The sequence below is a fragment of the Nonomuraea terrae genome (genome assembly GCF_044465245.1).
GTDB classification, from domain to species: domain Bacteria; phylum Actinomycetota; class Actinomycetes; order Streptosporangiales; family Streptosporangiaceae; genus Nonomuraea; species Nonomuraea terrae.
On record NZ_JBITLL010000009.1, the window covers coordinates 92,123 to 112,968 of the forward strand.

Sequence of the window (20,846 nt, forward strand, 5' to 3'; positions counted from 1 at the left end):
AAGTCTCACCACTCCTTGGCTCGGCCACCGCAAATCCTCGCTCTTGCGGCATACGAGGCTTATAAAGCTTTACCGGGACTTGCCGCCGACAAATCCCGAACCCAGATCGTATGCCCCGCGCGCCGCGGACTACGCCAACCGACTATGCCCGGCTTCCGGGAGTGTCAAGGCGTGGTGGGTGCACTCGTAGGCGATGTACGGGCCTGCTGCTGGAAGAGTTCAACCGGTGGGGCCGGATTGTTCTGCCCCACGCCACTCGCCGCGAAGAAGGTGCCGAGCGCGACGGCCGCCGAGACGACGCCCACCGCGACGTAGGTCGTGCGCCGCCTACCACCACGACCCGGGCCGGAAGACCCGCCGGTGGCGTCTCTGCGCGGCCGGTTGTCCAGCGGCGCGATGGTGTGCGGGCCGGGGATGGGCACCCCACCGAAGGTGCGGGCCGGAAAAGGGCGCTCCCTCGGGGGCAGCGGGCCGCCCGGCTCCGCCATCCGGAGCAGGGACATCGTCAGGTCGGTGGGCATCGCCGGGGTCTCGAGCGAGCGCAGGCGCGACTTCAGGGCGCGCACCGACTCGACCTCTCTCCGGCAGTCAGCACAGAAGGTCAGATGAGCAAGCGCACGCTCGCGTTCGGTGTGGCTGAGTTCACCGTCCACCAGTGCGGATACGCGTTCTCCAAGATGAGCCATGTCAGACTTCCTCCCCACGGATCACGGTCGGGGGGAGTTGGGAATTACGGGGGGCTCGATGATCGAGCGCCTCCCGCAACTGCGCCCGGCCACGGTGAATACGGCTTCGGACCGTACCCAGCTTGACGCCGAGCGTGGCCGCGATCTCCTCGTATGACAGGCCCTCGATGTCACACAGCACGATCGCCGCCCGGAACTCGGGGGCGAGCGCGTCGAGGGCCGCCTGGATGTCGGGCTCCAGATGAGCGTCGTCGAACGCCTGCGCCGGGGACGGCTCGCGCCCGCGCAGCCGTTCGGCCGCGTCGTCGGCGAGCCCCTCGAACCTGATGCGCTGCTTGCGCCGCGCCATGTCGAGGAAGAGGTTGGTCGTGATCCGGTGCAGCCAACCCTCGAAGGTGCCGGGGGTGTAGCTCGACAGCGACCTGAAAACCCGGACGAAGACCTCCTGGGTGAGGTCTTCGGCGTCGTGGACATTGCCGGTCAGCCGGTAGGCGAGCCGATACACGCGTGCGGAGTGAGTCCGCACCACTTCCTCCCACGTGGGAGGAGTCCAGTCAGACGACACGGGAGTATCCGCCTGGTGGTCGCTTTCGTCCACCAGAACTCCTCTCTCTGGGACCACCGCTACCGCCATAGTGCCTGGTTTCGTCCCTTCGTGCGCACTGACTGCCCTCCGGACCGGCAAAGCCCGTTTAAACCTGCAACGCCTCAGGACCCTCCTGAGTTCCCGTCCGGGCGTGTCTCCCTTAGGCTGCGAACGGTGTCAATCACGCGTATACCTTGTGCGGCCTATGCGGCCAATCGCACGAAAAGTGGGGGAGGAGGCCGATGACCACTCCGGTGGAGGCCACTCTGGCCTATGCGGAGCAGTTCCATCAGGAAGATGAGGTTCTGCACGCGGCGCGGCAGCGCGGGCTGGAGATGGGAGCGCCGCCCATCCTTCCCGGGGGCGGGGCCGCCCTGTGTTTTCTCGCCACCGTCCTCAACGCCAAGTCCGTCGTCGAGATCGGCACGGGCTGCGGCGTCTCGGGGCTGTGGCTGCTGCGCGGCATGCGTCCCGACGGCACGCTGACGAGCGTCGACGTCGAGCCCGAGCACCAGCGGCTGGCCCGGCACGCGTTCACCGAGGCGGGTTTCTCCGGCAGCCGGGTGCGGTTGATCACGGGCCGCGCGCTCGACGTGCTGCCGCGGTTGTCCGACGGCGGCTACGACATGGTCTTCGCCGACGGCGCGAAGCGGGAGTACACCGACTACCTGGCCGAGGCCGTGCGGCTGCTGCGCGTCGGCGGCGTGGTGGCCTTCGACAACATGCTCTGGCACAACCGCGTGGCCGACCCCACGCAGCGCGACACCGACACGGTGGCGCTGCGCGAGGTGGGCAAGCTGGTGCAGGCGGACGACCGCCTGCGCTCGGTGCTCATGCCCCTGGGCGACGGGCTGCTGGCGGCCGTCAAGATCGCCGACTAGGCGCGGGTGAGCCAGTCCAGCAGCACCCGCACGCCGAACCCGGTCGCGCCCTTACTGAGCGTGCCCTCGTCCACGGTGCTGCGGCCGACACCCGCGATGTCGAGGTGCGCCCACGGGCGGCCGCCGGTGAACTCCCGCAGGAACAGCGCCGCCGTGATCGACCCCGCCCCGAACCGCGAGCCCGCCTCGACGTTGGACAGGTCGGCGATCGACGACTCGAGCGCGGGCGTGTAGTCGTCGATCAGCGGCATCCGCCACAGCCGGTCGTCGGTGACCTCGCCCGCCTCCAGGAGCTGCTTGGCCAGCACGTCGTCGGAGGCGTAGACGGCGCCGACGTTGCGGCCGAGCGCCACCGAGATGGCCCCGGTCAGCGTGGCGATGTCGACGACCGCGTCGGGGTCGAGGACGGCGTCGGCGTAGGCGAGCGCGTCGGCCATCACGAGCCGGCCCTCGGCGTCGGTGTTGAGCACCTCGACCGTGCGGCCGCCGTAGTGGGTGATGACGTCGCTGGGCCGCTGCGCGGTGCCGGAGGGCATGTTCTCGGCGGCGGCGACCAGCCCGGTGACCTTCACCCGGGCGCCCAGCCGGGCCAGCGCGCCGAGCACCGCGATGACGACCGCGCCACCCGCCATGTCGGTCTTCTGCGTCTTCATGTTCTCGGTCGGCTTGAGCGACAGGCCGCCCGAGTCGAACGTGATGCCCTTGCCCACCAGCACGATGTGCCGATCGGTGGGCTCGGCGGGCGTGTAGGACAGCTGGATGAGCCGGGGCGGGCTGGCCGAGCCGCGCCCGACGGCGAGGATGCCGCCGAACCCGTCGGCCTGCAGCTGCTCTTCGTCCCACACCCGGACGGGGACGCCGCTCTCGGCGGCCCGCTCCGCGAGCCAGGCCGGGTTCTTCACGGAGGAGGGCGTGTTGGCCAGGTCGCGGGCGAGGGCCACGGCCTGGGCGACGGTCTGCGCCCGCCGCACGGCCTCCTCGTCCGCCCCCGCGAAGGCCAGCGTCCGCACGGCCTTCTTGCCGCTCTCACCGATCTTGAACGTGTACGCCGCCAGCAGCGCCGCCTCCGCGAACGCGGCCACGTCGCCCTCGGGCGTCACGACGGTCAGCCGGTCGCGGCCCTTGACCCGCCGGGACAGCGCGGCGCCGGCCTTGCGCAGGGCACGCGGGGAGCCGTCGCCCACGCCGTACAGCAGCACGCGGCCCACTCGGGGCGTGGCGCCGCCGCCCCGTGCCACGGGCACCTCGACGATCTCGCCCGCCTCCCCCTTGGCCTCGTAGTGCGCCAGCAGGTCGGGCACCGGCAGGTGCAGCTCGACCGGGTGGGCGGTCCGGAGATCGGCGGAGTACGGGACGGCAAGCAGGTCGGGGTCGTCGGGAACCTCGGCGACCACCGTCGCAGTGGTCTCAATGGGCACGGAAAACATCTCCTCAAACGTCAGCGACCCTGGCGCCGGACTACGCCAGGGTCGTGGATCAAGATTCTCTCGGGAGGGCTCAGCCGACGACGTTCTTCAGCGCCTCGCCGAGCGCCTTCGCCTCGTCGGCCGAGATCTCCACGACGAGCCGGCCGCCACCCTCCAGAGGGACCCGCATGACAATGCCGCGCCCTTCCTTGGTGACCTCGAGCGGACCATCGCCGGTCCGCGGCTTCATCGCCGCCATGCGTGCATCCCTTCCTGCCTTGGGCTCCCGCGGCCCGCGATTTCCGACCTCCCATGGGGGGTGGTCGGCGCATTCACGTCTTCTGTGATGTCCTATTCTCCCGCATCGAGAGCGCTCATGGGTAACGATCTCCTCCCAGAATGCGTTGTCCAGGCGTGCGATCACGTCCAAACTGGACTTCGTGCATGCTCGCGCCGCTCTGTTCGACCTCTATGGAGACCACCTGCTCTCGCGTGGAGGGCAGGCGTCAGTCGCGGCGCTCGTACGGCTGATGAAGCCCATGGAGATCGCCGCTCCCGCCGTCCGCACGGCGGTTTCACGCATGGTGCGGCAGGGGTGGCTGAGGCCGCTGAGACTGACGCAGGGGCCCGGTTACGGGCTGACGCCGAAGTGCGTGAGGCGGCTGGACGAGGCCGCACTCAGAATTTACCGAGCAGGAACATTGTCCTGGCACGGCCGCTGGCATCTGATCATCGTGGAGCCCGTACGCGAGCGTGCGCGCAGGGAGCGGCTGCGGGCCGACCTGACGTTCCTGGGCTACGCGGCGCTGTCGGAGACGACCTGGATCGGCCCGCGCTCCTCCATCGAGCTGGACAACCTGCTCGACGGCGAGGGGGTGCGGGCCGACAGGTTCGACGCGGCGCTGGAGGGCGACCCGCGCGAGCTGGTGTCGAGGGCCTGGGATCTGGACGCCATCGGCGAGGCGTACGAGCACTGGCACACCGAAGCTGTCACGCTGATCAGCACGCTGCCCGAAGGGGCGCCGGACGACCAGGTCTTCGCCACGAGGAGCCGGCTCGTGCACGGCTGGCGCAATTTCCTCTTCCGCGATCCCGGCCTGCCGCCGGAGCTGCTGCCGCCCGGCTGGCCGGGCGACAAGGCCAGGGCCTACTTCGAGCAGGAGGCCGCCCGGCTGCTGCCCGCAGCCGCCGCGTTCGTCGACAGGGAGTTATCGTGATCCGCTATGACGTGGCCGACGCCGTCGCCACCATCACGCTCGACCGGCCCGACGCCATGAACTCACTGACGGTCGAGGTCAAGGAGGCGCTCCACGGGGCGCTGCGCCGCGCCGCGGGCGACCAGTCCGTCAGGGCCGTGCTGCTGACCGGCTCGGGCCGGGCCTTCTGCGCGGGCCAGGACCTGCGCGAGCACGCCGACAACCTGGAGGCGGGCCGCGGCCTGGCCAACACCGTGCGCGAGCACTACAACCCGATCGTCGAACTGATCGCCACCATGGCCAAGCCGGTGCTGGCCGCGGTCAACGGCGTGGCCGCGGGCGCGGGGGCGTCGCTGGCGTTCGCGTGCGACCTGCGGATCGCCTCGGACAAGGCGAAGTTCGCGCTGGCGTTCGCCGGCATCGGCCTGGCTCCCGACTCAGGCGCGTCGTGGACGCTGCAGCGCCTGGTCGGCCGGGGCCGCGCAGCCGAGCTGATGCTGCTGGGCGAGCCGCTCGACGCGGCCCGCGCGCTGGAGCTGGGCCTGGTCACGCGCGTGGTGCCGACCGGCGACCTGGCCAAGGCCGCTCAGGAGCTCGCCGTACGCCTGGCGCAGGGCCCGACGCTGGCCTTCGCCGCCACCAAGTGGGCCCTGGCGTACGCGGCGACGCACTCGCTGCCGGACGCGCTCGCCATGGAGGCCGACCTGCAGGACAAATGCGCCGCCACCCGCGACCACCTCAACGCCACGGAATCGTTCCTCGCCAAGGAACGGCCGACCTTCAACGCCGAGTGACCGCCCGCCACGCCCGCGTGGGAGTCGGCGCCATGCGCTCATCCCGTGGAGCGGGTCGCGCGGGCGCCGGCGCGCGTCCGACCCCCGTGTACGTCCCGGCCACCGCCCTCGGCGAGCGGGTGGCCGGGTGGCCGGCAGCGCCACCGCGCGGGGTCAGCTCCTACCGAGCGCGGCGCGGAGCCCGAACCAGCCGATGGCGGCGACGAGCGTGACCTGCAACAGGTAGGCGATGGCGGCGGCCACGGGACCGGACGTCTCGACCGGCAGCGCGACGAACATGATGACGTACACGATGCCCGCGATCGACAGCCACCGCGGCATCGCCTTCGACAGCAGCGTCCCGATGAGCGCGGTCAGCACGCCGGCCGAGATGGCGATCTGGGTGCCGGCGATCGCCGGGACGAGCAGACCGAGGTGCGCGTTCAGGATGTCGAAAAGCTCGCGTCCCTCGGACTCCGGCAGCACCATGGGATCGGCCGCGAAGGCGAACGGCAGCGCCTCCGCGGTGATCGTGAGCGCGAAGAGGATCCCGCCGACCCCGGACAGCAGAGCGCCGATCAGGTTCAGCGCGCGGCCCCTGCCGCGGGCGAGCAGCACGAGGAAGATCGCGGTGGCGACCCAGGAGATCGCGTATCCGGGGCCGCCGAGGTACAGGTTCATCGGCCAGTAGGCGCCGCCGAGCGCTCGCACGTCGTCGTACCGGACCGTGCCGTCGAAGGGCGGTTCCCAGAACGCGAAGCAGGTACGGGCCGCGAGCGAGACCAGCAGCAGGACGAAGAGCCCGACGACGGCGGTACGCCGCGGGGCTGACGCGGCGGCCGGGGCGGGCGGCGGCAGCGCGGTCCCGGCGAGTTCGGATGCGGTCACGGTCGTTCCCCTTCGATCGGTTGACAGCTGCCTCGATCGTCGGCACAGGGCCTGCGCACCGCATCGGTGCCAGCACCTATTTCGAATCCGCCCTGTTCAGGTGCTCTGGCCGCGGTTCGCGGCGGCGTTGTCGAGCCAGATCCGCGCGGCCTGCACGCGGCGGTTCGTCCCCGCCTCCGGCTTGAGGTCGAGCTTGACGAAGATCGCGCGCAGGTGGGCGTCGACCGTGCGCTCGGAGACGACGAGCTGGGCCGCTATTCCGGCATTGCTGGCGCCCTCGGCGAGGACGGCGAGAACCTCCGCCTCACGGGGTGTCAGGCCCGGGACCGGTATCGCCCCGAGCGGTGCCGGAACGTCCTCCTCCGGCGCCGGCCGTTCTTCGGGGGTCAGGACGCGGGCGAGCCGTTCGGTCCCTGCCCAGGCGCCGCCGACGACGACGAGTGTCACGGCCGCGACGGCGACGGTGACCGCCGTGGCGCCGAGCCGGACGCCGGGAGAGGCGATGACCGTCCCGATGGCGATCACGACGAGGGCCGAGGCGACGAGCCCGGTGCCGCGTACGACGATCGCCACTTGCCGGGGGTTCACACCGCCACGTGCGGCGAGCACCGCGCACGCCGCGCTGAACGCCGAGGCCCCGGCGAGAGAGATGAGGAACGCGGCCGAGCCCAGTGACGGCTGCACGGCTCCGGGGTCGCGGGCGATGGCCAGCAGGAGGCAGAAGCAGACGGTGAGCGGGGCGCTGGTCGTCCCGGCCGCGGCGACGCCGATCCGCGCGCGGGCGGAACCGGCGGAACCGAGCGCGGCCCGCCACAGGGTGATCGGGATGAGCAGGAGGGCCAGCGCGCCCAGAAGCGTGGCGAGGCCACCGAGCGGTTCGAGGGCTGTCCGCCAGGACTCCGGCGCGATGGTCGGCAGGCCGACGAAGGGCTCGCTCGGCGTCGTCAGCAGGGAGTTCGCGAGCGTGACGGCGGCGATGGTCCCGACGAGCACGTGATGTGTCCACGGTGCCCGTCCGTCGGCCCGGATGGCCGCTGACGCGGCGAGCTGCATGAGCGCGAGCGGCGGGATCCAGGCTGAACTCCAGATCGCGACCGCGAGTGCGGCGGTGGGGTGCCCGGTTGCGACCGCCCACACCGCCCAGGCGGCCGCGCCGAGGTAGGTCAGCAGGGCGAGGCAGAGCCAGGTCGCGAGAGTGCCGGCTCTCCGGTTGGCCGCCGCGGTGAGCCGGGTGGCGGCGACGGCCGCGCTCGTCGATGCCGCCGCCAGCGCGAGCACGCCGACCGGGTCGGTGGGGAAACCGCCGTGGCCGGCCAGCCGGAGCGCGAGCAGGACGGCCACCGCGGCGGCCCCGGCGACCCCGGCGACCAGGGGCAGGAGCCGGCCCGTGAACGGCGGCTGGGCGATGACGGTCATCCTGGTCCCACCCTCGGCCTCGTCATGGGTCGTCAGGAGCAGAACCCGGAGGGCGGCCGTGCTCCGGATCGTACGGCGATCTTATGAGCGAACCCGCGGCTGGACCAGGTGGATTCCGTCATTCATGGACGACCGCCGGGTCGATCCGCGGGGGCCATCCCGGGCGCACCCACACCGCCGAGCTCAGCGCGTACGGGCCAGGCAGCCTTCGATGTGATCGTTGACCAGGCCGATCGCCTGCATGAGCGCGTACGCGGTGGTCGGGCCGACGAACCGGAAGCCGTGCCGCTTCAGTTCCTTGGCCAGCGCCGTCGAGGCCGGGGTGATGGCGGGCACGTCGGCCGTCGTCCGCGGCGCGGGGGCGTCAGGGTCGGCGTAGCGCCACACCAGGTCGGAGAGGCCGCCGGGCAGGTCGAGCGCGGCCCTGGCGTTGGCGATCGCGGCCTCGATCTTGGCGCGGTTGCGGACGATGCCGGGGTCGGCGAGCAGGCGTTCGACGTCGTGCTCGGTGTAGGCGGCGACCTTGAGGAGGGAGAAGTGGTCGAAGGCGGCGCGGAAGTTCTCCCGCTTGCGCAGGATGGTCAGCCACGACAGGCCCGACTGGAACGCCTCCAGCACCACCCGTTCGTAGACGGCGTCGTCGCCCTTGACCGGGCGGCCCCACTCCTCGTCGTGGTAGGCGAGGTACATCGGGTCGGCCAGGCCCGGCCAGGTGCAGCGGATCAGCTCACTCACCGCCGCTCGTCCCCTTCCTCACCCGCACCCGCTCTTCCTCGTCCTCGGCCTGCTCGGCGTCGTCCGGCTTGTCGCTGTCGGCGGTGAGCGCGCCGTTGCGCTTGTCGTCGCGGGCCTCCGGCGCGCCGTCTTCGGCGGCGGGCTCGTCGCTCTCGTGCGCCTGCTCGGCGTCGGCCGGCTCGTCGTTCTCGTACCTCTGCTCGGCATCGGCCGGCTCGTCGCTCTCGCGGGCTTCGGCGTCGGCGGGTTCGCCTGCCGCGGGCTCCGGCTCGGTGGCGGTCCGCCCGTTCTCGGACGCCTCCGTGTCGGTGGCGTCTTGCGCACGACCGGGGACGGCGACCGTGTCGACGCGCCACTCCGGGTCCTCCGCAGGAGTGATCGTCGCCTCGGTGTCCCACGACACCGCGGCGCCGCTGGCCGTCACCGGGTCGCCGGACTCGGGCAGCTCGCGCTGCGCCGGAGCCTCGGGCTCGTGCTCGGTACGCGGCCCCGCGCCCGGCGAGGCGTAGACCTCCTGCCGCGCGTACAGCCGGCTGGCCAGCAGCTCGGAGACCCGCTGCTCCAGCACGGCGATCCGGGTGTCGCGGGCGCTGATCGCGCCGGCGGCCCGGCGCAGGGTCTCGTCGACGCTGGCCGTGTGGTAGCCGACCAGGTTGACCGGCAGTTGCAACGCCATGACGTCGACCGCCGTGAGCTGACCCGCCTCCGGCAGGTCGAGCGGGGGCACGTCGGGCGGGAACTCGCTCAGCTCACCGCCCCGCCCCAGGGAGACCAGGACCACGCAGGCCAGGATGGCGATGGCGGCAATGGCGAGAATGACCAGCACATTGGCATCGTACTCATCCGGTGGAGCGCCTTCAGCGATCTACCGCAAGTAACGCATTCCACACAACCTGTGGAACGTGTCAGCCGGCGGCCTCGCCGAGTTCGGCGACGCTGGGCCGTACGGGTTGCGCACGCGACTCCAGGTGCGCGAACGCCTCGTCCACGGTCGAGGTGAACGAGATCGCGTCGAAGACGTCGGGACGCGTGAATCCCTCGTCGTACATGTGGCCGATCATCGCGCGCAGCGGCTCGTACAGGCCCCAGGGGTCGAGGACGACGAGGGGACGGTCGTGGATGCCGAGCACCCGCGCGGTCCAGATCTCGAACAGCTCCTCCAGCGTGCCGATGCCGCCCGGCAGCACCAGGAACGCGTCGGAGCGGGCGTCCATGACCCCCTTGCGCTCGCGCATGTCGGCGGTCACGACGAGCTCGTCGGACTCCTCGTCGGCCACCTCGATGTCCACCAGCACCTGCGGGATCACGCCGATCGTGCGCCCGCCGGCGGCGCGGGCCGCCGAGGTGACGGCGCCCATGCACGAGACCGTGGCGCCGCCGCTCACCAAGGTGTGCCCGCGCCGGGCCAGCTCGGTGCCGACCTCGGTGGCGAGGTCGAGGTATTTGCGGTCGATGTTCTGGCTGGAGGCGCAGTAGATGCAGATGTTCACAGAGGGGAAGCCTATTGCGGCTCGGCGATCTGGGCCGCGCAGGATTCCTCCTCCTCCAGGAGCTGCCGCGAACGGGCCAGGTCGGAGTCCACGATGATGCGCACGGCCTCGTCCACGTCGTCGGTGACGGTGATCAGGTCGAGGTCGTCCGCGGCGATCTTGCCGGTGCCCAGCAGCGAGCCCTTGACCCAGTCGAGCAGCCCGCCCCAGAACTCCGAGCCCATCAGCACCACGGGGAAGGAGGTGACCTTGCGCGTCTGCACCAGGGTGAGCGCCTCGAACAGCTCGTCCAGCGTGCCGAAGCCGCCGGGCAGCGTGATGAAGCCGCACGAGTACTTGACGAACATCGTCTTGCGCACGAAGAAGTAGCGGAACTCCACGCCCAGGTCGACGTAGTCGTTCATGCGCTGCTCGAAGGGCAACTCGATGCCGAGGCCGACCGACACCGCGCCGTCCACCTCGCGCGCGCCCCGGTTGACCGACTCCATGACGCCCGGGCCGCCACCGGTGATCACCGCGTAGCCGGCCTCGGCGAGCGCCCGGCCGAGCCGCATGCCCGTCCGGTACTCAGGGGAGTCCTCAGGGGTGCGGGCGGAGCCGAACACCGTGACCGCCGGCGGCAGCTCGGCGAGCTGGCCGAATCCCTCCACGAACTCCGCCTGGATGCGCAACACCCGCCACGGGTCGGTGTGCACCCAGTCGGACGGCCCCTGGCGGGCCAGCAGCCGCTGGTCGTGCGTGGAGGTGGGCACGAAGCGACCGCGGACGATGGCCTGCCCCTGGCGGTGCTCCCGGCGGTGTTCACGACGTGGTTCTTCCATGCGGATCACGCTAGCCCCTTCACAAACGGCCGGTTCCACCCGTGCGTCCCTACCCGCGCGGTACGACGCGAGTCGATAGGTTCTTCCCCCGGGGCGAATCCCCAGGCAAACCGGGCGAAACAGCACGCTAAAAAATCTTGAAAAAACCAGGGAACCGGATTTCGACCCCCCTGCGTCTAACTGCCGAGGGTGCTGCTCGGGACTGAAAGTGGCTTTCCCCGCCAAATGGCCGGCGAGGAAAGCCACTTTCATGTGGAGAGCCAGTCCAGCATCGCCCGCTCGCTCTCGACGATCTTCGGCAGCGAGACGTACTCCCCCTGCTGGTGCGCGAGGTTCGGGTCGCCCGGGCCGTAGTTGACGGCGGGGACCCCCAGCGCGGAGAAGCGGGCGACGTCCGTCCAGCCCAGCTTGGCGCGCGGTTCGCCGCCGACCGCCCCGGTGACGGCCGCCGTGAACGCCGCCGCCGCCGGATGCGTCAGCCCGGGCCTGGCCGCCGGCGCGGCGTCCACGACGCTCACGGCGAACCCGTCGAAGACCTCGCGTACGTGCTGCTCCGCCTCCTCGATCGACTGGTCGGGCGCGAAGCGGTAGTTGACGCTCACCACGCACAGGTCGGGGATGACGTTGCCCGCCACACCGCCGCTCACGCCGACCGCGTTGAGCCCTTCGTGGTATTCGAGCCCTTCGACCACCGGCCGCCGCGGCTCGTACGCGTTGAGCCGGGCCAGCACCGGCTCGATGCCGTGGATGGCGTTGACCCCGAACCAGGAGCGCGCGCTGTGGGCCCGCTTGCCGCTCACCGTCACCTCGGCGCGCAGCGTGCCCTGACAGCCGCCTTCGATCACCCCGTCGGTCGGCTCCATCAGCACCGCGAAGTCGGCGGCCAGCCAGTCGGCGTGGTCGCGGGCGACCCGGGTCAGGCCGTTGCGCTCGGCCTCGACCTCCTCGCAGTCGTAGAAGACGTACGTGACGTCGCGGTTGGGCGCGGGCAGGGCGGCGGCGAGCTTCAGCGCGACCGCGACGCCGGCCTTCATGTCGGAGGTGCCGCAGCCGTACAGCAGGTCGCCGTCGACCCGGCTCGGCAGGTTGCCGGCGACGGGGACGGTGTCGAGGTGGCCGGCGATGAGCACCCGTTCGGCGCGGCCGAGCCCGGTGCGGGCGACCACCGTCTCGCCCGAGCGCGACACCTTCAGGTGCGGCAGCGCGGACAGCGCCCGCTCCACCTGGTCGGCGAGGGCCTTCTCGTGGCCGCTGACCGACTCGATGTCCACGATCGCGGCCGTCAGCGCGCGTACGTCCTGGGTCAGGTCGAGCATCAGATGTCCATCCCGTGTTCGCGCAGCACCTCGTTGAGTGCCGCCTTGTCGTGCCGCTGCCCCGGCTCCAGGCGCTTGAGCACCAGCACGCACGGCAGGCCGAACGTGCCGCCGGGGAACTCCTTCTGCCGTGTGCCGCTCACCGCCACGCACCACGGCGGGATCCGGCCGCGTGACAGCTCCTCGCCCGTCGCGACGTCGATGACCGGGATCGAGCCGGAAAGGATCGTTCCCGCGCCGACGACCGCGCCCTCGCCGACCCTGGCGCCCTCGATGAGCATGGACCGGCTGCCGATCAGCGCGTCGTCCTCGACCACGACCGGGACGGCGCCGGGCGGCTCCAGCACCCCGCCGACACCCACGCCGCCCGACAGATGCACGTTCTTGCCGATCTGGGCGCACGATCCGACGGTGGCCCAGGTGTCGACCATCGTGCCCGCGTCGACGTACGCGCCGATGTTCGTGAACGACGGCATCAGCACCACGCCGGGCGCCAGGTAGGAGCCCCAGCGGGCGATCGCCCCCGGCACCACGCGCACGCCGTCGAACGTGCTCTTCAGCGGGATCCTGTCGTTGTGGTGGAAGTCGCCCACCTGCGAGCGGGCCAGTCCGAGCACCTTGAAGGCGAGCAGCACGGCGCGCTTGGCGCGCTCGTCGACGACGACCTCGCCGCCCGCCACCCGGGCGGCCCGTGCCTCGCCTCGGTCGAGCAGGTCGACCGCGCCGACCACCTGCCGGCGCGCCTCGGCGTCGGCCGGCGACAGCTCCGCCCTGCGCTCCCACAACTCATCCACGATCGCGGGAATCGGGGACGAAGTGCTCACATGACTCATGGCCACGGAGCTTATCCGTCCGGGTAGGTTCTTCAGCGTGCGCCTGCGCTTCTCCCGTGGAGTCATCACCATCGCGGTCATCGTGGTCGTACTCGCCGTCGCCGTCTCCCTAGGGCTCTTCCACCTGCTGAAAAGGGCGCCCGTGGTGGTGCGCGAGGCGTACTGCGTGGTCGACACCCCGCTGGGCGTGCGCGAGCTCGACCCCGAGCAGGCCCAGATCTCGGCCACGATCGCCGCCGTCGCGGCGCGCCGCAAGCTGCCCGAGCGGGCCGTGGTCATCGCGTACGCGACGGCGTTGCAGGAGTCGAAGCTCAGGAACGTCGCCTACGGCGACCGCGACTCGGTCGGCGTGTTCCAGCAGCGCGAGTCGCAGGGCTGGGGCACCAAGAAGCAGATCATGGACCCGGTCTACGCGACGAACAGGTTCTTCGCCGCGCTGGTCAAGGTGGCGGACTACCGCAAGCTGCCGCTGGCGGAGGCGGCGCAGGCCGTGCAGCGCTCGGCGGGCGGCTACGCGTACGCGCCGCACGAGGAGGAGGCGAAGCTCCTGGCCGCCGCCTTCACCGGGCGGGTGCCGCGGGCCCTGCACTGCTGGTATCCGCAGGCCCGCACGCCCGCGCCGGCGCCGCGTACGCGGGAGGCCCGCAAGCAGCTGGCCAGGGCGCTGGGCAGCACGGCGATCACCACGAAGAAGCGCGGCTGGCTGGTGGCCTCCTGGTGGGTGGCCCACGCCGAGAAGTACGGCCTCAGCAGGGTCGGCTACGGCGGCGCGGCGTGGGCCAACGACTACGAGACCGAGGGCTGGGAAGCCGACGGCAAGGCCGGCGCGCGCGGCGTGGAGCTGTCGTGACCCGTCAGGACGCGCGGGTGACGATGGAGATCGAGCCCGGCGGCAGCGGCTGGGCGTAGGCGGCCGTCCAGGCACCGCCCTGGACGCGTTCGAACGACAGCAGCCGGCCGTCGGAGGCGCGGTAGTCGGCGAAGTCGAGCAGCCCTCGCTCCGGCACGCCGGTGTCGCCCTCGCTGCGGAACGCGGCCGTCCCCCGCTCGATCGGGTAGAACTCCACGCCCTCCATGATCAGCATGCTCTTGGCCGGCACCATGCCCTGCGTGGGCACGTCGTTCCAGAGCTTGACCTCCAGATGCGGCGGGTCGCCCGGCAGCTCCTCGACGGAGAGCCACTGGAAGCGCCGGGAGGAGTCGCGCAGCAGGAACTCGGTCCACTGCTGGCCCTGCCACGAGACGTACATGGCGCCGAGGACGCGCGCGGGCGACCCGTGGATCTCGATCCGGTCGCCGACCCCGATCGTACGAGGGTCGGTGAAGTCGGTGCCGGCATGCCCGGGAGCGCCCACCGGAGCCGCCAGCGGGGTCTCGAGAGGAGCGACCTCGGCCGGCGGCGCGCTGACGCGGCCCCTCCTGTCTTGCCGCGTCGTGGCCCAGAAGGCCCCGAGCAGCAGCAGGACGGTGGCGATGCTCAGCCCGAGAACGACCATGGAGGTCACGCTCATCGATCAGCTCGCTCCACTCGCGGTCTGCCTCGGCATAAGCCCTTATCGATTTGTGCGAGACAAGCCCGTTTCGCGGGCTGTGCGGGGCGATCCTACTGGAGGCGGCGCACGGCCGCAGCGATCCGTTCGTCTGTGCCGGTGAGCGCGACGCGGACGTGCCGCCCACCTGCGGATCCGTAGAACTCGCCGGGCGCGACGAGAATGCCGATCTCGGAAAGTTTCCCTACCTGATCCCACGCGCTCTGCCCATTGGACGCCCAGAAGTACAGGCCCGCCGTCGAATGGTCGATGTGCCACCCGGCCTTTTCCAGCGCGGGACGCAGCACCTCACGGCGGGCGGCGTAGCGCTCGCGCTGCCGCTCGGCGTGCTCGTCGTCGGAGAGCGCCACCGTCATCGCGGCCTGCACGGGCTGCGGCATGAGCATGCCCGCGTGCTTGCGCGTCTCCAGCAGCCGCTTGACCAGGACGGGGTCGCCCGTCACGAACCCGGCGCGGTAGCCGGCCAGGTTGGAGCGCTTGGACAGGGAGTGGACGGCGAGCAGCCCCTCGTGGGAGCCGCCGCAGACGTCGGGGTGGAGGATCGAGACCGGCTGCTCCTCCCACCCGAGCTCGATGTAGCACTCGTCGGAGGCGACGACCGTGCCGCGCTCGCGCGCCCACGCGACGACCTTGCGCAGGTGTTCGGCGGGCAGCACCCGGCCCGTGGGGTTGCCCGGGGAGTTGACCCAGATGAGGTCGACGTGCTCGGGGCCGAGCGCGAGCGTGCTGTCGGAGGCCGTGCCGTGCGCCCCGGCGAGCCGGGCGCCCACGTCGTAGGTGGGGTAGGCCAGCTCGGGGAAGACCACCCGGCGCGCGCCCAGGTAGGTGGGCAGCCAGGCGACGAACTCCTTGGAGCCGATCACCGGCAGGACGTCCTTCGAATCGACCGTCACGCCGTGCCTGCGCCGCAACCACCCCGCCGCGGCCTCGCGCAGCGCCTTGGTGCCGTGGGTGAGGGGGTAACCCGGGCTGTCGGCCGCCTGCGTCAGAGCGTCCTGGACGATCTGCGGCACGGGGTCGACGGGAGTGCCGACGGACAGGTCGACGATGCCGTCGGGGTGTGCCAGTGCGCGCTCCTTGTACGGCTCCAGCCGGTCCCACGGGAAGTCAGGCAGGGTGTTCACGGTTCTCCATGATGTCGCGGTGCCGTACTGCGGCGCGGCGGGCACGTGGACGGGGTGCATCCGGCCCGGATGCCCCCGTGCACGGCGTTCGTACTAGTGGTCCTCGCTCTGTGGCGGCAGAGCGGCGACCACCGGGTGGTCCCTCTCGATCTTGCCGACCTTCGAGGCGCCGCCAGGCGAGCCCAGCTCCTCGAAGAAGTCCACATTGGCCTTGTAGAACTCCTTCCACTGCTCGGGAAGGTCGTCCTCATAGAAAATCGCCTCTACGGGGCACACTGGTTCGCACGCGCCGCAGTCCACGCACTCGTCGGGGTGGATGTAAAGCATGCGCTCGCCCTCGTAGATGCAATCGACGGGGCACTCCTCGATGCACGCCTTATCCAGGACGTCCACGCAAGGCTGCGCGATGACGTAGGTCACCTCGAGCTCCTTCTTCTCCGCACCATGGCATGACTTCGACCGCGGTTTGCTACGCCCTAGTATTGCCGTGCTTCCCGGCTGGCCGAAACGGAGGGTGGCAAACTCGTGGCCGGACGCCTTGTCATCGCCATTACAACGCACGACGTGGGCGCTCGGGTCACCACCCGCAGGCGCGTCCCCGGTGGGTTTCGCGACGCTGTCGGAATTTTGGTGTCCTGGGAGAACGGAGTGCTCAAAATCCGGAAAAAAGACGGCACGGTGGTGGAGATCCCCGAAGAGACGCTGGTGGCGGCCCGAGTCGTTCCGGCCGCGCCTCCTCGACCTGGGCGGATGTAGCAGTAAGTATTCATTGTGTGACTGTACGTACCTGCGCCGCCGCAGCAGCCATCCTCGCCAGCGCCGGATGCGGCGCGTCGTCCACCGACTCCACCGCGACCGAAGCGAAGAACCTGCCGCCCGTCAACGTCCAGGCCGCCTCGCTGAAGAGCGGCTTCGGCACGATGGACCGGCTCGTCGAGGCCGCCAAGAAAGAGGGCCAGCTCAACGTCATCGCCCTGCCTCGCGACTGGGTCAACTACGGCGAGATCATCGACACCTTCGTCGACAAGTACGACATCAAGGTCAACGAGCTGGAGCCGAACGCGAGCAGCAGGCGCGAGCTCGACGCGGCCCCGCAGCTCAAGCCGGACGTGTTCGATCTCACCATGGACGTGGCCGTGTCGGGGGCCGACCGGTTCGCTCCGTACAAGGTGCAGGGGTGGCAGGACCTTCCCGACCACGTCAAGGACCCGTCCGGCTCCTGGTACGCCGCCTACGGCGGCTACATGTCCATCGGGTACGACCCCCGCGCGGTCAAGGCGCCCGTCTCCTTCAACGACCTGCTGCAGCCCAACTACCGCGTCGCGCTCGACGGCGACCCGCTGCGCTCGGCCTCGGCGTTCGGGGGCGTGATGGCGGCGTCCATGCGCGCGGGCGTGCCGCAGCCCGAACAGGGCGTGGCCCTGTTCGCCAAGCTCAAACAGGCCGGCCGGCTCACCGATCCGGCCAAGGCCAACGTCGTCGTCGCCTGGGACCACCTGAACGCCGCCCGCAGCGCCCACCACTCCGACGGCTGGCAGGTGACGATCCCGCGCGACGCGGCGCTCGGCGCCTACCACGTGCAGGCGATCAACAAGGCGGCCCCGCACCCGGCCGCGGCCCGGCTCTGGCAGGAGTTCCTCTTCTCCGACGAGGGCCAGAACCTGCTGCAGAAGGGGTTCGCCCGGCCGGCGCGCGGCGAGGCGATGCTCATGAAGGGCACGCTCGACCGCGAGCAGGCCGCGAAACTGCCCAAGGCGCCCGGGCCGCCCGTCCTCATGACCATCCCGCAGACGGACGCCGCTAAGGCGTACCTGAAGCGGGAATGGGGGAAGAGTGTGGGCTGAGTCCGAAGTGACTTGATATGTCGTCGCGACGTTCAGGCTCTAAAGTGAACGGACAGCACGGCCACGGGGGCCCGAAGTCCGAGAAAAGAGCTGATCGTCTTGCGATACGACACACCGAGCTTGGAGCGGTGGAACAGTCGCGCCTACGACAGCAGCTTCGGCTACGTCTCGACGCAGGGCGCGCCACTGGTCGACCTGCTCGACCCGCGGCCCGGCGAGCGCGTGCTCGACCTGGGCTGCGGCACCGGGGTGCTGACCGCGCAGATCGCCTTCCGAGGGGCTGAGGTCCTCGGCATCGACGGCTCGCCGGCGATGATCGAGAAGGCGCTGGCGCAGTATCCGGGCATCAACTTCATCGTCGGGGACGCGCACGACTTCACCGTCGTCGATCCGTACGACGCGGTCTTCTCCAATGCGGCGCTGCACTGGATGACCCGCGACCCCGGCGCCGTGATCGCAAGCGTCCGCGAGGCACTCACGCCTGGCGGGCGCTTCGTCGCGGAGATGGGCGGTGCGGGCAACTGCGCGGAGCTGACCGCGGCCATGTTCACCGCCTGGCGCGAATACGGGCTGCGCGAGCCCGAGCTCCCGTGGTACTTCCCCACCCCCGCCGAGTACGCCCGCCGCCTGGAGCAGGAGGGCTTCGTCGTGCGGCTGCTCGAATACTTCGACCGGCCGACGCCTCTCGAGGAGTGCCCCGGCGGGGCCGCCGACTGGGTGCGCATGTTCGCCGGGTCGGTGCTCGAAGGGTTGCCGCCCGAGATCGTGGAGCCCCTGCTCCAGCGGGTCAACGAGCTGGCCGCGCCCGCGCTGCGCAGGGAGACCGGCTGGATGGCCGATTACGTGCGTCTACGTTTTGCCGCTGTTCGGCGTTGATGCGACGGCATGATGCGTAGGGCTGTTTTGCCGGACTATGGTCTGTTCCGTGGGCGGCGAGATGATGGCTGCACCGCTGCCATGGCGTGAGGGGCTGGTGAACGGAACGGGATGAATTTCTGCCTGAGCGACCTCGTACCACCGTTGAGGTGGAGCGACGCGTCGACGATCACGCTACTCGCCGGACAGCCGGACCTGCCGGACGCGTGGTGGCGCAGCCTGCCCATGCCTCGGGTGCTCGCGGCGATCGGCCCCGAGTCGCTGGGCGAGCTGCTCACGGAGATCGCCCTGGAGCACTGGCCCGCGGCGGCGCTCGGCGACGTCCTGCCGGCGCTGTACGTGCTCGACCCGGAAGAGGCCGACGAGCCCGCGGTCGCGATCGCGCTCGACCGGGCCGGGTCGTGGGCCGGGCTGCTCGCGCTGACCGGGCGGGAGCTGGTGGACCAGCCGTTCATCCAGGCGCGGCCGGTGATGAACATCCTGTTCACGGCCGTTCTGGCGCGCCTCGCGCCTGAGCGCCCCGGGATGGGCGCCGAGTCGTACGCGGCGGGCGGGCTGCCCATCGCGGACGACGCGTACGAGGAGGCCGCGGCCGGCCGTGCCGAGGACGCGTTCCATGAGGTCGCGGCCGGCCATCCGTTAGTGGACGAGAAGCCGGAGCCCCCCGTCCCCGTGTCGAAGCCCGGGGCGCCGGTCGAGGAGCCTTCGGTCCGCTTCGCCGCCTACGCACCCGCGTTCCGTGGCTCGGAATCCGCCGACGACTCCTACTCCACGGAGGACGAGGAGCCCGAGGACGAGCAGCCGGCACAGGACGCCGTCCTGGAGCGGGCGCCCGCCGCCGACCGGGCCGGTGAGGACGCGGCGGAGGCGGCGGCAGCTCCGGACGAGCCCGTCGCCTTGCACGCCGAGGCCGCCGAGGCCGCCGAGGCCGCCGAGTGGCTCGCTCCCGGCGAGCCCGCCGACGGCTCCGCCGCACGGGAAGCCGCCGGAGTTCACGAGGAGCAGGAGCACGCCGACGCGGCGCACGCCGAGCCGACGCCCGCCGAGGCACACGGCGAGGCGCACGGCGAGGCGGCGGATGGCGAGGCGGAGCACGCCGAACCGATGCACGCCGAGCCGATGCACGCCGAGGGCCTGCCGGCTGAGCCGGAGCACGCCGAAGCTGAGGACGACGAGCCGGAGGACGCCGAAGCCGAGGACGACGAGCCGGACTACGCCGAAGCTGAGCACGCCCAGCCGGCTCAGGCCGAGCCTGTGCACGCCGAAGCCGAGGACGCCCAGCCTGAGCAGCCCGTGCCCGCGCCCATGGGCAAGGGTGCCGGGGACAGCGGCGGTCAGGGGCTGCTCGAGTTGCTCGAGGCGGCGTTCGCCGGGCTCGACGACAAGACGTGGGCCGTGGCGCAGAACCGGGTCTTCACCGACGAGCCGTCGGCCGTCGACCAGCTGGCCAAGCTCTTCGCCGTCCCCCCTGCCGACATCACCGCCACCGAGTACGAGCTGCGCACCCGCCTCGACCAGTGGCTGGCGAGCGACGAGGCGGCGCCGTTCCGGGCACATCTGGACGAGCTGATCAAGACGGTCGGGCCGGCCCCCTCCAAGGACCAGCTCACCGGCGCGGCGAGCTGGCACGGCGCGGAGATCCGCGCGCTGGAGGTGCCCGCCTGGCAGTTCGTGCTGGCGTCGTTGGCGGCGCACGCCCGGCAGCCGCAGGTGCAGCACGTGCCGCCGCAGGTGCAGTTCCCTCCGCCGCCGGGCGGGCCGCAGTCGGCGTTCGGCCCCTTCCCGCCGCCCCCGCCCGTGGTCCCGCCTGCCGGGCTTCCGGTGGAGCCGCCTGCGGGACCGCCGGTGTTCCAGGCGTTCACGCCGGTGACGCCACCCGAGGCCAACGGCGAGCCGGAGCGGCCGTACCAGCCGCTCAAGGACGTCTCCCAGACGCGGCGCTGCTTCCGGCAGCCGGACGGACGGTGGTGGCTGCGCGTCGACGTGACCGCCGAGCAGCTCGCCGGAGGCGAGTGCCCGCTGCCGACGGGGTTCGCCGCCTACCTGGGGCTGTCGCCGGGTGAGACGAAGACGGTCAGGAGCGCGGCGGGCGAGCTGACGATGACCTGGCACGGCAGGCCGGTGCTGGTGTCCGTCGCTCAGCTGCTCGTGGACGTGGGCGCCAAGGAGGGCGGACACCTGTTCCTGACCCTCTCGGACGAGGGCGTGCTGCGGGCCAGGCACCTGCCGGTCGCCGCCCAGGGCGCCGAGAAGATCACCAAGGCGCTGCGCCTGGTGGGCTACACGGCGCCGGGCGGCACCAAGGAGCAGGCGGCGAGGGTGATCGCCACGAGGATCGGCATGACGGGCCCCGTACCACTGCCCGACCTGCTCGCCAGGCTCCGCGAGCGCGGGGACCGCGACCTGCTCGAACTGCTGGACTGAG

At 71.3% G+C, this 20,846-nt stretch carries 23 protein-coding genes; 8 read left to right on the forward strand and 15 right to left on the reverse strand.

All coding sequences use genetic code 11. The annotated features are described in order from the left end of the window. Positions 1-164: 164 nt before the first annotated feature. Complete coding sequence (locus ACIBP6_RS42695; protein ID WP_397060430.1) at positions 165-686, reverse strand: anti-sigma factor family protein; 522 nt, start codon at positions 684-686, stop codon at positions 165-167. 1 nt (position 687) lies between these two features. After that, the gene (gene sigE, locus ACIBP6_RS42700; protein ID WP_111181302.1) at positions 688-1,320 is read right to left on the reverse strand and encodes an RNA polymerase sigma factor SigE; all 633 of its coding nucleotides are present in this window, start codon (positions 1,318-1,320) and stop codon (positions 688-690) included. Positions 1,321-1,514: 194 nt separating this feature from the next. Between sigE and ACIBP6_RS42705 the strand changes: the two genes are divergently transcribed. Further along, complete coding sequence (locus tag ACIBP6_RS42705; RefSeq protein WP_132614145.1) at positions 1,515-2,153, forward strand: O-methyltransferase; 639 nt, start codon at positions 1,515-1,517, stop codon at positions 2,151-2,153. Here ACIBP6_RS42705 and ACIBP6_RS42710 read toward each other — a convergent pair. Continuing rightward, a complete protein-coding gene (locus tag ACIBP6_RS42710; protein ID WP_397060432.1) occupies positions 2,150-3,580 on the reverse strand; it encodes a leucyl aminopeptidase in 1,431 nt (476 codons plus the stop codon). The genes ACIBP6_RS42705 and ACIBP6_RS42710 overlap by 4 nt on opposite strands. A 70-nt stretch (positions 3,581-3,650) precedes the next feature. After that, positions 3,651-3,818: a DUF3117 domain-containing protein gene (locus tag ACIBP6_RS42715; RefSeq protein ID WP_020545024.1), complete on the reverse strand. Its 168-nt coding sequence runs from the start codon at positions 3,816-3,818 to the stop codon at positions 3,651-3,653. Positions 3,819-3,999: 181 nt separating this feature from the next. Here ACIBP6_RS42715 and ACIBP6_RS42720 point away from each other — a divergent pair, with 181 nt between their 5' ends. After that, positions 4,000-4,776: a PaaX family transcriptional regulator gene (locus tag ACIBP6_RS42720; protein WP_397060434.1), complete on the forward strand. Its 777-nt coding sequence runs from the start codon at positions 4,000-4,002 to the stop codon at positions 4,774-4,776. After that, entirely contained in the window at positions 4,773-5,549 is a 777-nt protein-coding gene (locus ACIBP6_RS42725) for an enoyl-CoA hydratase-related protein (RefSeq protein ID WP_397060436.1), read from the forward strand. Before ACIBP6_RS42720 ends, ACIBP6_RS42725 begins: the two co-directional genes overlap by 4 nt. Positions 5,550-5,702: 153 nt before the next feature. Here the strand turns inward: ACIBP6_RS42725 and ACIBP6_RS42730 are convergent, their stop codons facing one another. The 8 genes from ACIBP6_RS42730 to ACIBP6_RS42765 form a co-directional block, all read right to left on the reverse strand. Beyond that, positions 5,703-6,416: a hypothetical protein gene (locus ACIBP6_RS42730; protein WP_397060438.1), complete on the reverse strand. Its 714-nt coding sequence runs from the start codon at positions 6,414-6,416 to the stop codon at positions 5,703-5,705. Between the two features lie 96 nt (positions 6,417-6,512). Next, on the reverse strand, positions 6,513-7,832 hold the full coding sequence (locus ACIBP6_RS42735; RefSeq protein WP_397060440.1) for a helix-turn-helix transcriptional regulator: 1,320 nt from the start codon (positions 7,830-7,832) through the stop codon (positions 6,513-6,515). A gap of 183 nt (positions 7,833-8,015) precedes the next feature. Continuing rightward, the gene (locus tag ACIBP6_RS42740) at positions 8,016-8,567 is read right to left on the reverse strand and encodes a DNA-3-methyladenine glycosylase I (RefSeq protein ID WP_397060442.1); all 552 of its coding nucleotides are present in this window, start codon (positions 8,565-8,567) and stop codon (positions 8,016-8,018) included. Further along, positions 8,560-9,393: a hypothetical protein gene (locus ACIBP6_RS42745; protein WP_397060444.1), complete on the reverse strand. Its 834-nt coding sequence runs from the start codon at positions 9,391-9,393 to the stop codon at positions 8,560-8,562. The genes ACIBP6_RS42740 and ACIBP6_RS42745 overlap by 8 nt, the downstream gene beginning before the upstream one ends. A 79-nt stretch (positions 9,394-9,472) precedes the next feature. Next, positions 9,473-10,057, reverse strand: a complete 585-nt coding sequence (locus ACIBP6_RS42750) for a TIGR00730 family Rossman fold protein (RefSeq protein WP_397060446.1) — start codon at positions 10,055-10,057, stop codon at positions 9,473-9,475. Between the two features lie 11 nt (positions 10,058-10,068). Continuing rightward, on the reverse strand, positions 10,069-10,878 hold the full coding sequence (locus tag ACIBP6_RS42755) for a TIGR00730 family Rossman fold protein (protein WP_397060448.1): 810 nt from the start codon (positions 10,876-10,878) through the stop codon (positions 10,069-10,071). Positions 10,879-11,126: 248 nt separating this feature from the next. After that, entirely contained in the window at positions 11,127-12,194 is a 1,068-nt protein-coding gene (gene dapE / locus ACIBP6_RS42760) for a succinyl-diaminopimelate desuccinylase (RefSeq protein ID WP_397060450.1), read from the reverse strand. After that, positions 12,194-13,027 carry a 2,3,4,5-tetrahydropyridine-2,6-dicarboxylate N-succinyltransferase gene (locus tag ACIBP6_RS42765; RefSeq protein WP_397060452.1) on the reverse strand — a complete coding sequence of 278 codons (834 nt, stop codon included), beginning with the start codon at positions 13,025-13,027 and terminating at the stop codon, positions 12,194-12,196. The genes dapE and ACIBP6_RS42765 overlap by 1 nt, the downstream gene beginning before the upstream one ends. A gap of 37 nt (positions 13,028-13,064) precedes the next feature. Between ACIBP6_RS42765 and ACIBP6_RS42770 the strand changes: the two genes are divergently transcribed. After that, complete coding sequence (locus tag ACIBP6_RS42770) at positions 13,065-13,877, forward strand: hypothetical protein (protein ID WP_397060454.1); 813 nt, start codon at positions 13,065-13,067, stop codon at positions 13,875-13,877. Between the two features lie 4 nt (positions 13,878-13,881). On the opposite strand, the gene ACIBP6_RS42775 is transcribed toward ACIBP6_RS42770, so the two are convergent. The 3 genes from ACIBP6_RS42775 to fdxA all read right to left on the reverse strand — a co-directional run bounded on the left by ACIBP6_RS42775 (position 13,882) and on the right by fdxA (position 16,121). Next, positions 13,882-14,538 carry a DUF4178 domain-containing protein gene (locus ACIBP6_RS42775; protein ID WP_397060456.1) on the reverse strand — a complete coding sequence of 219 codons (657 nt, stop codon included), beginning with the start codon at positions 14,536-14,538 and terminating at the stop codon, positions 13,882-13,884. Between the two features lie 92 nt (positions 14,539-14,630). Then, entirely contained in the window at positions 14,631-15,701 is a 1,071-nt protein-coding gene (gene dapC, locus ACIBP6_RS42780) for a succinyldiaminopimelate transaminase (RefSeq protein ID WP_397060458.1), read from the reverse strand. A gap of 93 nt (positions 15,702-15,794) precedes the next feature. Further along, on the reverse strand, positions 15,795-16,121 hold the full coding sequence (gene fdxA, locus ACIBP6_RS42785) for a ferredoxin (RefSeq protein ID WP_397060460.1): 327 nt from the start codon (positions 16,119-16,121) through the stop codon (positions 15,795-15,797). Positions 16,122-16,265: 144 nt separating this feature from the next. On the opposite strand from fdxA, the gene ACIBP6_RS46860 reads away from it, so the two are divergent. The 4 genes from ACIBP6_RS46860 to ACIBP6_RS42800 all read left to right on the forward strand — a co-directional run bounded on the left by ACIBP6_RS46860 (position 16,266) and on the right by ACIBP6_RS42800 (position 20,845). After that, complete coding sequence (locus ACIBP6_RS46860) at positions 16,266-16,457, forward strand: putative acetyltransferase (RefSeq protein WP_449595889.1); 192 nt, start codon at positions 16,266-16,268, stop codon at positions 16,455-16,457. Positions 16,458-16,474: 17 nt separating this feature from the next. After that, positions 16,475-17,545, forward strand: a complete 1,071-nt coding sequence (locus ACIBP6_RS42790) for an ABC transporter substrate-binding protein (RefSeq protein WP_246074959.1) — start codon at positions 16,475-16,477, stop codon at positions 17,543-17,545. A 99-nt stretch (positions 17,546-17,644) separates the two neighbouring features. Then, positions 17,645-18,421 (forward strand): class I SAM-dependent methyltransferase, encoded by a 777-nt coding sequence (locus tag ACIBP6_RS42795; RefSeq protein WP_132614117.1) that lies wholly within the window; start codon positions 17,645-17,647, stop codon positions 18,419-18,421. A gap of 144 nt (positions 18,422-18,565) precedes the next feature. Then, positions 18,566-20,845, forward strand: a complete 2,280-nt coding sequence (locus ACIBP6_RS42800; RefSeq protein ID WP_397060462.1) for a hypothetical protein — start codon at positions 18,566-18,568, stop codon at positions 20,843-20,845. Position 20,846 lies beyond the last annotated feature (1 nt).